12 protein-coding genes are annotated in these 14957 nt (G+C 68.6%); 2 read left to right on the forward strand and 10 right to left on the reverse strand.

The genetic code is table 11. From position 1 onward, the window contains the following. Positions 1-4 precede the first annotated feature (4 nt). On the reverse strand, positions 5-3139 hold the full coding sequence (locus ACLJOO_RS10640; protein WP_410786716.1) for a replicative DNA helicase: 3135 nt from the start codon (positions 3137-3139) through the stop codon (positions 5-7). A gap of 345 nt (positions 3140-3484) precedes the next feature. On the opposite strand from ACLJOO_RS10640, the gene ACLJOO_RS10645 reads away from it, so the two are divergent. Then, positions 3485-4807, forward strand: a complete 1323-nt coding sequence (locus ACLJOO_RS10645; RefSeq protein ID WP_410786717.1) for an MATE family efflux transporter — start codon at positions 3485-3487, stop codon at positions 4805-4807. Positions 4808-4848: 41 nt separating this feature from the next. Further along, positions 4849-5619 carry a hypothetical protein gene (locus tag ACLJOO_RS10650; RefSeq protein WP_410786718.1) on the forward strand — a complete coding sequence of 257 codons (771 nt, stop codon included), beginning with the start codon at positions 4849-4851 and terminating at the stop codon, positions 5617-5619. Here ACLJOO_RS10650 and ACLJOO_RS10655 read toward each other — a convergent pair whose 3' ends face one another. Genes ACLJOO_RS10655 through ACLJOO_RS10695 form a run of 9 tightly spaced genes read right to left on the reverse strand, consistent with a single transcriptional unit; the run spans position 5620 to position 14944 of the window. Next, positions 5620-5955 (reverse strand): YrdB family protein, encoded by a 336-nt coding sequence (locus ACLJOO_RS10655; protein WP_410786719.1) that lies wholly within the window; start codon positions 5953-5955, stop codon positions 5620-5622. A gap of 2 nt (positions 5956-5957) precedes the next feature. Continuing rightward, positions 5958-6335, reverse strand: coding sequence for a DUF4913 domain-containing protein (locus ACLJOO_RS10660; RefSeq protein ID WP_130386388.1), 378 nt, complete (start codon positions 6333-6335; stop codon positions 5958-5960). Beyond that, the gene (locus ACLJOO_RS10665; protein ID WP_410786720.1) at positions 6325-8160 is read right to left on the reverse strand and encodes a type IV secretory system conjugative DNA transfer family protein; all 1836 of its coding nucleotides are present in this window, start codon (positions 8158-8160) and stop codon (positions 6325-6327) included. The genes ACLJOO_RS10660 and ACLJOO_RS10665 overlap by 11 nt, the downstream gene beginning before the upstream one ends. Positions 8161-8166: 6 nt before the next feature. Next, a complete protein-coding gene (locus tag ACLJOO_RS10670; protein ID WP_410786721.1) occupies positions 8167-9762 on the reverse strand; it encodes an ATP/GTP-binding protein in 1596 nt (531 codons plus the stop codon). Between the two features lie 34 nt (positions 9763-9796). Further along, positions 9797-11305 carry an SCO6880 family protein gene (locus ACLJOO_RS10675; protein WP_410786722.1) on the reverse strand — a complete coding sequence of 503 codons (1509 nt, stop codon included), beginning with the start codon at positions 11303-11305 and terminating at the stop codon, positions 9797-9799. Further along, the gene (locus ACLJOO_RS10680; protein ID WP_410786723.1) at positions 11292-12899 is read right to left on the reverse strand and encodes a hypothetical protein; all 1608 of its coding nucleotides are present in this window, start codon (positions 12897-12899) and stop codon (positions 11292-11294) included. The genes ACLJOO_RS10675 and ACLJOO_RS10680 overlap by 14 nt, the downstream gene beginning before the upstream one ends. 1 nt (position 12900) lies before the next feature. Then, positions 12901-13764 (reverse strand): hypothetical protein, encoded by an 864-nt coding sequence (locus ACLJOO_RS10685; protein WP_410786724.1) that lies wholly within the window; start codon positions 13762-13764, stop codon positions 12901-12903. After that, the gene (locus ACLJOO_RS10690; protein ID WP_410786725.1) at positions 13761-14627 is read right to left on the reverse strand and encodes a hypothetical protein; all 867 of its coding nucleotides are present in this window, start codon (positions 14625-14627) and stop codon (positions 13761-13763) included. Before ACLJOO_RS10690 ends, ACLJOO_RS10685 begins: the two co-directional genes overlap by 4 nt. 38 nt (positions 14628-14665) lie before the next feature. Continuing rightward, positions 14666-14944 carry a TrbC/VirB2 family protein gene (locus ACLJOO_RS10695; RefSeq protein WP_410786726.1) on the reverse strand — a complete coding sequence of 93 codons (279 nt, stop codon included), beginning with the start codon at positions 14942-14944 and terminating at the stop codon, positions 14666-14668. Between the last annotated feature and the right edge of the window lie 13 nt (positions 14945-14957).

Raw genomic sequence — 14957 nt, forward strand, 5'->3', positions numbered from 1 at the left:
CCACTCACCCGTCGTGGGCCATGTCCACAAACCGTGAGTAGTGCCCCTGAAACGCCACCACCACATCCGCAGTCGGCCCGTTCCGGTGCTTGGCCACAATAAAGTCCGCCTCACCGGGCCGGGTCGACTCCCGCTCGTACGCATCCTCCCGATGCAGCAGGATCACGACGTCGGCGTCCTGCTCAAGACTGTTATGCAGGGCGACTCCGTTTGCCACGAAGTTGTGGGTTCCTAGGACTGTTGCGTCGTACACCTCTCGGTCGCCGAGGCTTTCGACCGAGGTGATGGTGTCCCAGAAGATGTCGTTGGTGGCGAGGACCTCGAGGTCGGCGTCGTCGAGGATGTCCGCGACCTTGGCGAGACGTTGCCGGCTCGGGGCGTGTTTCCACATCGTCGAGCCGGAGAACTGGTTGCCCATGGCAGCCGCGAACTCGCGGTGTGTGACGTTGCGGTCGGCAAGCACCTCGCGAACGTGCGACCAGACCTCCTGCGGAACCGTGTCCAGGTTGGTGTTCGACTTGATGTCCCGCAGAGCCGTCGCGACCTCCAGCGCCTTCAAACCACGCATGCCGTGTACGCCGATGCCATCGCAGAACCGCAACTGGTTCTCAGCACCGTAGATGTGCAGGTGATAGCTGTCGCGGTAGCCCGCCTTCTTCGCCGTCTTGATGCGGCTGAAGATGTTGTGGCGGAGGAGCAGGCGAGCCAGGTCGTCGACCAGACGGCGGCTGGTGCTGGCGTAGTAGATGCGCGCCTGGCCAGTCTTCTCGTCCCAGCGGACCGAGCCGTCCGTGGCCCACAGGTGGCGGATGAACTGCGCCACCTGTTCCTTCGGGAGGCCGAACACACCGTCAGGCACGAACTTCTCGTGGCTGCGCAAGCCGAACAGGCCGAGGCCGTCGAGCCAGGCGGCAATCGGGTTCCGCTTGCCACGAGAGAGCCGGTACGGCGCGGGCAGGCGAAGCGTGGTCACCCGGGCGGCGGCGTACTCGTCGCGGATGGCGTTGATGCCGAAGCGCCGGTGAGCCGCCTCGGCCACTGCGGTCAGGTTTGCCTCGTCGATACTCGCGTACCGGATCGGCTGTCGCTTCACGAACGAGCCGTCGCCCAGCAGGTGAGCGAGCAGGGTGATCTCGTCCTCGTCCCACGGCTTGACCTCGAGCGGAGCCGGAACGTGCCGGAGCGAACCCACGCGAGCACCCGGTGACAGCTCACCCAGCGGCTTCCATCCGTCGTAGGTCAGGAACGGATGGTTCGCGGTGGCCTTGATCTCCCGGCCGGACGCCAGCTTTACCCGGAACGCCTCCTTCACCCCACTCGGGAAGGCGTGCGTCAACGTGCGCGGCACCAGCTTCAGCCGGTCGTCGAGCGACCAGACCGGAATGTCACGCGCATCCGTGGCGAGCAGCTCACCTAGCGAGATCTCCGCACCGGTATCAGCCCGCATCAGCCGGGTATCCGCGGTCAAGCAGCCCGATTCGCGGAGGTCGGAGGCCATGGGGCGTTTGTCGGAGCGTTGTTCGGAGCCTCGGTTCAGCTGGCAGATGGCTACTACCGGGAGCTCCAGTTCCTTGGCGAGGAGCTTGATGGAGCGGGAGAACTCGGAGACTTCCAGCTGGCGGGACTCGACCTTCTTGCCCGACGTCATCAGCTGGAGGTAGTCGATGACGATCAGTTTGAGGTCGTGGCGCTGTTTCAGGCGGCGGGCCTTGGCGCGGATCTCCATCATCGTCAGGTTCGGCGAGTCGTCGATGAACAGCGGGGCCTCGGAGACCTCGCCCATCTTGCGGGCCAGGCGGGCCCAGTCCTCGTCGGTCATCTTGCCGTTGCGCATGTGGTGCAGCGGGACCTTCGCCTCCGCCGACAGCAGTCGCATGGTGATCTCGTTGCGGCTCATCTCCAGCGAGAAGATGCACGAGGTCAGGCCGTGCTTGATCGAGCAGGACCGGGCGAAGTCCAGGCCGAGGGTGGAGTTGTGGGTCGGGATCATCGTCTTGCCGGCCAGGTACAGGTGCTCGGCGTTGTCGACCTCGACGCACCGGACCGGCACGCTGTCGACCGGGTCGACCCACTCGAGCCGCCGCTCGCCCTCGCCGTGCAGCGCGGCCGGGAAGCCGTGCCCGGTGATCTGCCGCGGCGCCGACCCGGGGATCGGCGGTGTCAGCCCGGGACTCGCCGACATCGCCGTGTACAGGTCGGCGGTCGTGCAGACCACCGGGCGGCCGCCGTCCTCGACGCGCCACTGGTGCTCGGCGTCGGCGACGATCGTGCTGCCGTCGGAGAACGACAGCCGGAAGCACGGCCGGTCCACCATCACCTCGGTCGCCGCGACCACCGTGGTCGGCAGCCCGTCGGCGTCCAGCAGTTGGTCGCCGACCGCGACCTCGGCCATCGTGGTCCAGCCGGCCGGCGTCGGCAGCGGGGTGTCCAGCGCGAGCGCCTTCCCCATCGCGGGACGGGCGGCGACGATGATCATCTGGCCGGGGTGCAGGCCGTTGGTCAGCTCGTCCAGGTCGGTGAACCCGGTCGGTACGCCGACCATCGCGTCACCGCGGGAGTCGATCGCCTCGATCTCGTCGAGGGCGCCCTCCATGATGTCCTTCAGCGGCGCGTAGTCCTCGGCGGTGCGCTTCTCGGTGACCGAGTAGATCTCCGCCTGCGCCTCGTCGACGACGTCGTCGACCTCGCCCTCACCGGCGTACCCGAGCTGGACGATCTTCGTGCCGGCCTCGACCAGGCGGCGCAGGATCGCCTTCTCCCGGACGATGTGCGCGTAGTAGCTGGCGTTGGCCGCGAGCGGGACGGACGCGACCAGGGTGTGCACATACGGCGCGCCGCCGATCCGGGTCATCTCGCCGCGCTTGTTCAGCTCGGCCGCGACCGTGATCGCGTCGGCCGGCTCACCCCGCGCATACAGGTCGGTGATCGCGTCGAAAACAGCCTCGTGCGCCGGCCGGTAGAAGTCCGTGCTGCGCAGATTCTCGATCACGTCGGCGATCGCATCCTTGCTCAGCATCATCGCGCCGAGCACACACTGCTCGGCCGCGAGATCCTGGGGAGGGGTGCGGTCGAAGCCCATCTCCGGACGCCGCTCTTCGTGGCCGCCGTCCTGGCCCCCGCGGAACTCCGCCACGCTCACTTCGTCCGACCTCCTCGTCCGCCCGCTACACCAGCCACCGCCGGCCGGTTTCGAACACCTGCTCGAACCATAGCCAGGCCCACCGACAGTCTTCGGCGACAGGCCTCGCGACCGTACGCCGGTCGCGAGGCCGATGGCCACTCGATCGTCCACACCCCCTGTGGACGATCCGTGGATAACCCCCGGAAGGGGTGTGCACAGGTTGGGCACAACCCTGTGGATATCTGCGGACAAGAATCCACAACAGGCCCGTGACCTGCGGTTTCTCTAGTTCACAACTGTGGAGAAGAAAAAGTCTGAGACCAATTTCCGACGCGCCCGCGCGTCGTGGGTAACCTCGCTCCGGTGAGAGGTCGACGATGGGTGCGCGAACCGGACCGGGAGATCCTCCGGCTCGCCGTCCCGGCGTTCTTCGCCCTGGTGTCCGAGCCGCTGATGCTGCTCGCGGACTCCGCGATCGTCGGACACCTGGGCACCCCGCAGCTCGCCGCACTCGGCGTCGCCGGCACCATCCTGCAGACCCTCGTCGGCATCTGCGTCTTCCTCGCATACGGCACAACGTCCGCGGTCGCTCGCCGGATCGGCGCCGGCGACCACAAGGGCGCGCTTGCCCAGGGCATCGACGGACTCTGGCTGGCGTTGCTGCTGGGCGTCGTACTCGCGCTCCTCGGGCTGGCGCTCGCGCCGCAGGCCATCGCGGCGTTCGACCCGTCGCCGGAGGTGGCCGACCACGCGGTGACGTACCTGCGGATCTCCTGCTTCGGCATCCCGTCGATGCTGCTCCTGCTCGCCGCCACCGGCGTACTGCGGGGTCTGCAGGACACGAAGACCCCGATGGTCGTCGCGATCACCGCCAACCTCGCCAACATCGGGCTGAACGTCCTGCTCGTGTACGGCCTCCGTCTGGACATCGCGGGCTCCGCTCTGGGTACGGCGCTCGCGCAGACCGGCGCCGGTGTCGCACTGGTCGTGGTGGTGGTCCGTGGCGCCCGCCGCGACGGCGCCAAGCTCCGCCCAGATCGTCCCGGGATCCTGGCCTCCGCGCAGATGGGCGTGCCGCTCGTCGTCCGCACGCTGACGCTTCGCGCGGCGATCATCCTGCTCACGTTCGTCGCCACGGCCCTAGGTACGACGTCCGTCGCGGCCCACCAGGTCGCCTTCACGCTGTGGTCGTTCCTCGCGCTCGCTCTGGACGCCATCGCGATCGCCGCGCAGGCGCTGACCGGTCGCGCGCTGGGCGCCGGCGACGTCGCGGGGACCCGCGCGATCACCCGCCGGATGATGTGGTGGGGCCTGTTCTCCGGGTTGATCGGCGGCCTCGCGCTCTGGGGACTGCGTGACGTCTACGTCCCGTGGTTCACCACCGACCCCGAGGTACGTCGTACGCTCGCCGCCATCCTGATCGTGTCCGCGCTGTGGCAGCCGATCAACGGGGTCGTGTTCGTGCTGGACGGTGTGCTCATCGGCGCCGGGGACGGACGGTACCTCGCAGCGGCCGGGATCGTCGCGCTCGTGCTGTACGTCCCGCTGGCGCTGGCTGTGCTCTGGCTCGGCGGTGGGATCGTGGCGCTGTGGTGGGCGTTCGGCGGGTACATGCTGCTGCGATTCCTCACCTTGACCACGCGTGAGCGCCGCGACGGCTGGCTGGTCACCGGGGCTACTCGCTGACCCTGCGGTGCGGCATCGTGGAACAGAAGGAAAGGAGCGGCATGCCCGACACCGACGACGACCAGTCCGTCGAGCTCGTACCCGACCAGCGGGAGCAGGGCGACGACGACACCGAGGCCGCGAGTGAGCGGCGGGCCGCCCGTGCACGGACCCAGGCCGACAAGAATCCGATCCACGACCTGGCCGAGGAGAAAGCCGAACGCCAGGAAGCGGAGGACGAGCAGGCCCGGCTGGACGAAGACGCGGAGGCCCGCGCGGAGAAGCTCGACGAGCGTGCCGCCAAGGATCAGCAGGTGCTCGATGAGCGCCGCAGCCGCGAGGAGTTGCTCGACGCCACCGCTGAGACCACTCGGGCGATGCAGCTCGCGTACGCCGACGAGGAAGGCCGCGATCGGTACCGGCAGTTGGACACGAACGACGTACAGCGTGGTATCAGCGACCGGGCACACGGTCGACACGAGCTGGACGAGGCAGCGGCGCACCGCGACGAGGTCGGATCGGCCGGGCTGGTCGCTGAAGGCCGTCGGTTCCAGAACTCCGCGACCATCGAGGAACGCAAGGCCGTCGCCGACGACGACATCTCCCGGGAGTACGCCGCCTCCGCGCGGGAGCACCGCCGCGAGGCGCAGCCGAACCCGAGCGAGGCCGTCCGCAACCCGCCGGAGGACACGCCCGAGGCTCAGCTCCCCCAGGAACGCCTGCATGTGCGTGGACACGGACAGGTCCGGGACAAGCAGGGCAAGGTCGTGAAGCCGAGCCCGAGTCGCGCCGGCACGCCCGACCTCAGTATCGACAAGCCCCGGGAGCGCTGACTAGGGCTGCAGGTTCTGGGTGTGGATGATTGCCAGGTTCGCCGCGACCAGCACGACGAACCCGACACCGAGCCGCGGGTGCCCCAGGCTCCACAGGGCGGCGCCCGCCAGGCCGAACACGAGGACCTTCACGGTCCAACCCAGTGCCGGAGTCGTGTGCGTTGCGGTCGGTGCCGCGAACAGGCCCCATACGATCGCGGTGGCCAATGGCAGCGCCACCGCGAGCAGCCAGCGCACAAGCGTCGTACTGCCTGTGCGCCAACCCCAGTAGGCGAAGATGCCTAGGGCAACCAGCTCGACGAGGAACGCCAGGAGCAGGTTTCCCCACTTCCACATTCCTAGATCCCGCGGATGTTCGGCTGCCGCTGGTCGAAGAAGAGGCCGGCCGGCGGCTCCTGCACCGGGAGCGGCGGGATCGGGTAGTCGGTGTGCTGGTTGTTCCGGCAGGCCGCGAACGGGCCGTCCGGGTCCAGGAGCGACATCATGTGCGGGTCCGCGTGGTCACGCCACCAGACCGACATACCGGTCGCCGGGTCCAGTCGCAGGTGCTCCCACGCACGCCAGATCGAGTCCAGCCGGCTCAGTGCCTCCGCGTGCCGGTACCACTCGGGGCACCAGATGAACTGCTGCCCGAGCCGGCGCGTGTAGAGGTAGATGAGCCGGTCTTCCACGAACGCCGCGACGTGCGGGTAGAACAGCTCCTGCTCACCATCCACCGCGGTTGTCTCCCTCGTTCTGCTCCCAGACCGGGCGGTCCGGGCCACGCTGCGGCATCGCTGCCTGCTGGGAGGCAACCCACGGGTTGTTGCTCACCGGCACGTTCGCAGCCGCTCCCGGATCGTACTTCGCCAGCGACGCCTTCACCGCACCGGCGTCCGGCCGGGTGAACCACGGCACCGTCTTCACCAGCGTGGCCGGGATACCCGACGGGAACACGACCGCGCGCCCGGGCGGCATCGAGGCGAGGTCGGAGACCTCCATGATGTTGTGCCGCTGGACCTGCTGGCTGGTACCGCGCTTGCCCTCGTTGTAGGACACCGAGTTCGAGCTGATGTCGTAGTCGCCGATCATCTTGCTCAGGTTCTCCAGGAAGGACGCGTCGGCCGCGCCACCGCCGTACACCCGGATGTTGGCCGAGCCCCAGAGCTTCTGCATGCCGTGGTCGCCCCAGCACTCCTGGCCCTGCGCCCAGGACTGCAGGATCGTCATCAGCACGATGCCGCGGGACCCGAAGTGCGAGTACAGGTCGGGGAGGTTCTTCCACCGGCACACGTTGGCGGCCTCGTCGAGTACGCCGACCAGCGGGCTGGGCATCCGCCCCATCGGGCAACCGCGGGCGTACTGCTCGGCGGCCTCCACGACGGCGACGGTCAGCGCGGTGACCAGCGGCCCCGCCGTACCGGCGCCCTCCTTGGAGAGGCTGTACAGCGTGCCGCCCTGGCGGACGAACTCGTGCGGGTTGAACTGCGGCCGGTTGTCGTTCGGGCCGTTCGGGATCACCCAGCGGGTGACCTTGCGGTTGACCAGGAACTGGGCGCTCTGCTGCGCCGTGCCGTAGACACCGGCGCGCTGCTTGTCCGGCGCGTTGATGACACCGGACAGGGCGTCTGCGGACAGCTGCAGACCGGGGGTGTTGCGCAGGATCCGCTCTGGCTCGTCGTTCCGCTGGTCGGCCAGCCAGCTGTAGACCTGCGTGATCGGCCGCTTGGCGACCGCGGCCGCGAGCAGCAGGCCGGCCAGCAGGTCCGTACCGGCGGCGTCGAAGAACGCGTCGGTCTGGGCACCGACCTGGCGCTGCGAGGCGACGAAGTGCTCGGCCAGCTCACGCGCCTTGGTCTCGTCGGTGATGTAGGTCAGCGGGTTCCACCACCAGTTCGGCGGCTCCTCGCAGACCTCCTGCGGGTCGAACACCCACAGCGGGCCCTTCTCCGACCGCGGCCCGCGGGTCGCGTCGACGATGTCCCGCTTGTTCGAGGTGGCGACGACGCAGCCGGGCGCGTCCAGGATCGCCGGCACCGCGCGCGACGTGGTCTTACCGGTTCGGGGACCCCAGATGTCGACGTGCATGTCTTCCCAGTTGCCGAAGACCTCGACGTTGTCCCGGACCGTCCGGCCGATCAGGATGCCCGGACCCGCGTGCCCGGCGCCGAGCTGGTTCGCCTTCTCCTGCGCGCCTTCGCGGGTGAGCTTGTAGATCTCGGACCGCTTCGACATCAGCTGCGCCTGCCGGTCGACCCGGCCGATCGAGCGCTCCCGGTTCCGGAACAGCATCCACCCGCCGCCGGCCAGGCCGAGCAGCACCACGATCTCGACGACCAGGATGCCGGTGGCCGCGCCGGACCACTCCAGGTTTCCCTTCGACAGGTCGACGATCGCGTCGAACGGGTTCCCCGGCGTCCGCGAGCCGTTGATCGCGGACGCGATCTTCAGCGCGCCCCACATCGAGAAGACCACCAGCGCGACCACGCCGATGATCACGAAGATGAGGACGGCCTCGGGTGAGATGCCACCCGGGCCGGTGCTCTTCCTGCCCTGCGCCATGCTTCGTCAGCTCCCCACGCGCGTGCTCGGATCGGGCGGCGGCAGCAACATCGGGTCGTCCAGGCTGTACTCACCGACGACCTGCTCGGTGCCGTCCGGCGCGACCTCGACCTTCTGGGGCTTGCCGTCGGCAGCCGTCGTCCACAGCTTGTTGGTGTCGTTGATCTCGCGCTCGACCGAGGTGAGGCCGACGTGCACCGGGATGCCCGGGCGGCCACCGACCTTGATCAGGAAGTTGCCTCGGCCCGGAGGCGCGGCCTCTTTGCCGGTGGACGGGTCCCAGGCGGGCGGGTCCTGCCAGCCGACGAGCATGTTCTGCTCCTCCATGGACATCGACACGACCTCGGTCAGGTTTTCCATCTCGGCGCGCGGCAGACCCCCGCAGATGACCATGCCGGACCGCTCGACGAAACCCTTCGCCTTCATCCGGTCCTCGGGGTTCGGCAGTGCGAGCAGGTCGGACATGGTGTGCGAGATCATCGCCATGCCGACACCGCGCTGCCGGTTCAGACGGGTCAGCGCGTCGACGCGGTCGACCAGACCGCTGCCGGCCCGCAGCACCCGCCACAGCTCGTCCAGGATGACGAAGTAGTGCCGCCGCGGCTCCAGTCCGGCGTCCGCAAGCGCCTGCGAGACCGCGACCGCGCCGAACCCGTACGACCAGCAGGCCAGCAGTACGGCGGCCTGCAGGCTGGTCTCGGAGTCGTCGACGTTGGACACGTCGAACACCACCGGGCGGTCCATCTGGATCGGGTTGTCGGTCGGCGCGGAGAAGATCTCACCCAGCCGTCCGCCGCCGACCAGACCGATCAGCGATGCTTCCAGGCCCTCGGTGATCTGCCGGTAGCGGTCCAGGCTGCCGCGGTCCAGGGCGACGTTGCGGACCCGGTCCGGGGCGTCCTGGACGACCTGGAGCAGGTCTTTGAGCACCGGCGTCCCTTGGAACCGCTCGTCGAGGACCTTGAGCGCCTCGTCGAGGATGGTCTCCTCGCGGTCGTTCGGGTTCTGGTTACGCATGATCGCGATCAGCGCCGAGACCATCGTCTGCCGGCGGCCGTGCGCGTCGGCCTGGATCGCCTCGCGGGCCTTGCCGGTCAGCCGGAGCGCGGCCTCCCGGGACTCGCCCGGGTCGAGCACGTTCAGGTGACCACGACCGCGGCCGAGCTGGATGACCTGACCGCCGAGGGCCTCGATGAGGTCCTTGTAGTCCGGCTTCAGGTCACCGAGCACCAGTGGCATCACGCCGTACCCGGCCATGCCGAGCGCCATCCGCCGGGTGATCGTCGACTTGCCCAGACCCGGCTTGCCGAGCACGAACATCGACGGGTTCGAGATCAGCTTGGCCCGCATGAACCAGCTGATCGGGTCGCAGCACATGGTCGCGCCGGAGAGGATGTTCCGGCCGATCGGTACGCCGACCATCGGGCTGCCGGTGCCGGCCGAGAACGGCCACATTCCGCAGACCTGGACCGTCGTACCGCGCCATTCCTGCGGAGCCTGCAGGTACGTCGAGTAGCCGCCACCCATACCGGGCCAGCCACGGGGCATCGGCCGCCGGCCGCGGCGGCTCGGGTCGACCGGCTTCTTCTGCTTCTTGCTCACTGTGACCCCCCAGATGTCACTGTGCGAAGTCTCATCATAGAGATTCCCGCAGCCCCGCCGGTACCGCGAGGTGATTCTGTACGACGATTCCCAGCGGCAGCGCGGCGACGAACGCGGAGTCCTGCGAGCCGTACACCGGCCGGAGCAGAACACGTGCGGTGGCGCCGAGGTTGTCGATCGCGGCGATCATGTCCGGGATCTGCTCGGCAGTCATCACGGTGCCGGTGACGGCCATGCCGAAGTTGACCAGGCCGGCGCCCCGCGCCTCCTCCTGCGCGGAACGGTCAGCGGCCCGTGCCTCCGCCAGGTTGCGCGCGGACGGCCGGGCGGACGCCGTGGCGCGGAACGACGCGTTGCGCTTGTCCGCCTCCACCATCCGGGCCGCCGTACCGGCGTCGAGTGGGCGGTAGAGCAGCGTCACGCGCTTGCGGTCGATGTCGGGGTGCGGCGCGACCAACTGCGAGAGCACCGACGAGAACACCTCGCCACGAGGAGCCTGCGACATCTGCCAGGTCACGGACCAGGCCGAGTCGTGCCGGTACTTGTCCCAGAACGCCTGGGTGGCGGCCGGGCCGACATCGGTCCACTGCAGCTCGGGCGGCATGCCCTGGCCGCGTGCCTCGTCGATCAGGGAGGCGGACGCCGGGTCGTACGCGATCCGGATCGCCTCGCACAGCTCCTGCGCGCTGACCGGACGAGCGGCGCCCGCACCGGTCGCGTTCAGGCTCTGGGTCAGCGCGGGCAGCCGGGCCGCGAGCTCGCGGCCCATGTCCTCTTCCTTGCGCCGCTTGCCGCTCCGGTCCGTGCCCTTGAAGGTCAGCGCGACCCGGGCCGAGACCAGCGCGGAGCCCTCCGGGTACGTCTGCACGACCTCGGTCAGCATGGCCCGGGCGATCGCCGGCGTACCGTCCACCATGTTGTTGCCGACCTCGCGGCGCAGCCGGATGCCGGTGTCGGGCGCGCTCTCCACGGTCACCGACGCGGCGACGATGCCCGGCTCGTGGCCGAGCGAGGCCAGCCACTGGCCCCAGTGCGCCACCCAGATGTCCACCTGCTCCTCGTCGACGAGCGAGGCGCCGTCGGGCTCGGCGTTGATCACGACGGTGAAGTGCCGGGTGCTCGGGTAGTAGAGCAGCGCGAACGGCCGCCCGTACGAGTCCTGGTACTCGCTCAGCTGGGAGGCTGCGGCGAGACCCGGAAGCTGGAACTTGCCCCAGGCGGTCCGGCCGAGCGGGCCGGAGCGGTAAACGTTGTGCTTAGCCATCTTTGCTCGTTGCCATCCAATGTGGGTCGAGAGCCGTTGCAGCGTGGAGTACCCGTGCTTGTCCTTCGTGATCAGCAGCCCGAGCGCCGCGCCCACAATCAGCAAGGTGACGAGCGCGGCCTTGATGCCGCCCGCCATCGTTGCGATGACGACCAGCAGCAGGCCGCCCATCATGATGCCGGTGCCGAGCATGCCCAGACCGGCGATGCCCGCGGACGCGGGCCTCCGCCAGTTGCCGTAGGTGCGAGGTGCGCGTCGTACGTTCTCAGCCGCTGCCACTTGGTCCGTCCGGTGGTGGTGGGGGTGGTTGGTTGTTTCGGTCGTCGTCACGGTAGTCGCGGGCACGGTCTCGCTCGCGGTTCGGGTCGCGGCCACCGCTGCTGCCGCTGGGGCCGCCGCCGTCATCGCCCCCGCCACCGCCGCCGCTGCTTTGGGCGCCTGACTCGCCGCCGTCTCCCATGGCCTCGTTGCCGACCTCCTTGGCACCGTCCGCAGCCGCCTTGCCCATCTTGACTGCGACGATCGCGGCTGCGACCGGGATGCCCACCCCGGTGGCTGCGGCACCACCGGCCGCCGCACCAGCGCCGGCACCGCCCGCGGCACCGCCCGCCGCACCACCGGCCGCCCCGCTGGCACCGCCGGCCGCCGCACCCTCGCCACCGGCCGCGGCGCCTTCGGCTCCACCTGTCGCGCCACCGCCCCCGCTCGGGGCATGCTGCGACGCCCGTCCGACGTTCTGTGCACCGGACGGACCGTCGCCGCCGCCACCGCCGCCGTCGTCCGACCCTTGTTCGGCGCCTTTGCTCACCATGTCACCGACCTTGTCGGCCCCGACCATCTTGGCCGCCAGCATGCCGGCGCCGGCCGCCCCTGCCGTCGCCCCGACCATCGGCACGATGAAGCGCATCAGCGCGGGCATCGCGAACAGCGCGAGCACCAGCATCGTGAGACCGGTGACCACGTTCATCACCAGGCTGCCGATGTTCTCCGGGTCGGTGATGTCGAAGTGCAGGTCGCCGTTGTTCGAGACCAGCCGGATCGCCGTCGCGTAGATGATCGCCGCCACCGGTTTGTACAGGATGAAGGCGAGCAGCCAGGAGATGATCCGTTTGAACCAGTTCCGGCCCATCTCGGTGTTCGTCGCGGCGGCCGCGATCGGCAGGACGCCGACCAGCAGGATCAGCATGGCGCTGCGGACGACCATCAGCACGATCTGGATCAGGCTGGCGAGCACGCAGAGGATTCCGACCGCGATCATGATGCCGATCAGCAGCGGTGAACCGGCGAGGGCGGCGACCGCACCGAAGCCGAGCACCGTCGCCATCGTCGTACCGAACGCTGTCGCGTCGCCCGAGCCTATGTTCTGGCAACCGGTGACCCAACTGCCGTCGCTCGAGTTCGTTTCCAGTGCGGTGCTGACGATGCAGCTCGAGAACATGTCGCCGGCGCTGATCAGCGCCTGCGCGACGGCGATCGAGAACGCCGTGGCAACGGCGAGCGTGATCAGCGAGCGGAGAAGCTCGCGGGCCGACTCACCGCGCTGGGTCCAGGCCATCTGGATGGCGCCGACGATCAGCGCGACGGCGGCGATGAAGAGGGCGATGAACTGCGTGTGGTCCCAGACCCAGCTGATCGTGCCGCTGGCCGGCTTGCCGCTGGTGTTCGGATCGCCCTCGTTCCCGATCGGGATGGTCGGAACATAGACCCAGAAGGTGGCGATCGTGCTCATGAGGGTTCCGACCGCCGAGGCGATCGCATCAAGGATCGGCTTGAACACGAACCTCATCACCACTTCCATGATGGGGGCGAGGACGACCCCGAGAATGTCTTTCATCAGGTCGATCGCCCAGTCGAGGACGGAGAGCGGCATCATGTCAGGACGTCCTCGGGGAGACGAAGCGAAGAATGGCCGGCAGCGCGACGATGGCCACGATCATCAGCGTCACGCCCATGATGACCTGGAGGATGTTCGAGGCGCCGTCTCCCTGTTCGCCCATCAGACTGATCGCGGTGGCGTAGATGATCGCCGCGACCGGTTTATAGATGATGAACGAGGCCAGCCAGGCGAGCGCGCGCTTGAACCACATCATCCCCATCTCGGTGTTGGTCGCCGCCGCGGTCAGCGGAAGCATGCCGACCAGCAGCACCAGCATCCCGTAACGGACGATCATCAGCGCCAGCTGGATGATGGCCGCGATCACCATCAGGATGCCGACGAAGATCACCAGCAACCAGCCGAACGGTTCGTCCAGCACGTCGAGCAGGTTCTTCGCGTAGGCGTGGTCGTCCTTCTTCAGGGCCTCGTCGACGATCCAGGCCGAGAACCCGTCCGCGGCCTGGATCAGCGTGCTCGCGAAAAGCGCCGCGGAGCCCGTCACCACGACCAGCGTGATCAGCGATTTGAGGATGTCGCGAGCCGGCTCACCACGGTGCGAGATCGCCATCTGGATCGCACCGACGATGACCGCGAGCGCGGCGATGAACAGCGTGATGAACTGGATGTGTCCCTGGACCCACAGCGCTGGGGTGTTCTCCGCGATGTTCGGGGTGGGGATGTAGACCCAGAGCAGGCCGACGGCCTTCAGGACCGAGTCGACGGCATCGATGACGACCTTGGCGATCGCCTCGAAGATGAAGTCGAAGAAGGTGCCGAAGGCCCACTCGATCGCGGCCTGCAGGCCCTCCTTGAAGCAGTCGTCCCAGTCCCACGGCCACCCGGAGCATCCGAGGACAATCATGATGAACCACTGAACCTAACGTAGCCGCTGAGACTGGACAGGATGTCCGGCTCGACCGAGCCGTTGAGCGTGCCGTCCTCCTGCAGCTCGACGTACCAGTCGCCCTTGTACCACCGCAGGGTGACCGGCATCGCGCCGTACGCCTTGTTGTTGAGATCGGCAACGACCTGGATGATCGTCCGGGTCGCGTTCGGCGGATAGTCGAGCACCTTGAAGGCGGCGAACTGCACCTCGCCGTTCGCGGTCTTCGGTGTCTTGGCCGCCTGCTGGGACGCAGCGATCGCCGCGTCGCGGCCCGGGCCGGGCACGACCCGGGCTTTCAGTGCGGAGATGCCGACAGCTTGGTTCTGGAGCTGGCCGAGCAGGACCATCGCCGCGAGCACCGCGCCGGTCGGTGAGTGCGCGAAGCAGGAGCGCACGCCCGACGGACTGGTGGACGCCGGCCCCGCTGCCACCTGCAGCGGGATCAGCATCGCGCCTTCGAACTGCCAGGTGACCGCCGTGGGTGCGGCGATCCGCGGGATCGCCTGATTCGGGTTCGGGTCGTGGCAGCCGCCGGTGCGACTGTTCGGCGGTGGCGGCGGCGTCCGCGTGGACGTCGGCCGTGCGGTCGGCGTCGCCACGGGCGGCTCGGTCGACTCTTCTTCGGTGGGCTGTCCGGTAGGAGCGCTCGTGCTCGGCGTCTGGCTCGGGTTGGCCGTCGGATTGTCCGAACGGCCACCCAGCATGAACCAGACCACCAGGCAGATCAGCACTGCTCCGACGACGATCGCCGACGCGATGAAGCCACGCTCCTCGAGGAAGCTGTTCTTCGCGCCGTCGGAATCGCCGTCGGAGTCCGTGTTCCTGCTGAACAGTCCCACCTACGATCAGCCTCCGAGCAGCTCGTCGTGCGCCCGGGTCACTGCTTCAGGGCGTCGACGAGGGCGGTCGCCGCACCGATCACGATGCAGGCCGCCAGGACCCAGCCGAGCCGGGCAGCGTGCTCGCCGCCTTCGCCGCGACGCTGACCGATCGCCATCATGCCGCCGGCGATGATGATGCCGAGGCCACAGATCAGGTACGCGATCCACTTGACCCAGCCGAGGACCTTGTTCAGGCCGCCGGTTACCTCGACGGGCGGCGCCTCCATCGGCAGCGCGTTCGGAAGCTCGGTAACCAGGTGGTGAAGCAACATCATTGTCTTGGTGCCT

The organism is Kribbella sp. C-35, assembly GCF_046549195.1.
Classification (GTDB): domain Bacteria; phylum Actinomycetota; class Actinomycetes; order Propionibacteriales; family Kribbellaceae; genus Kribbella.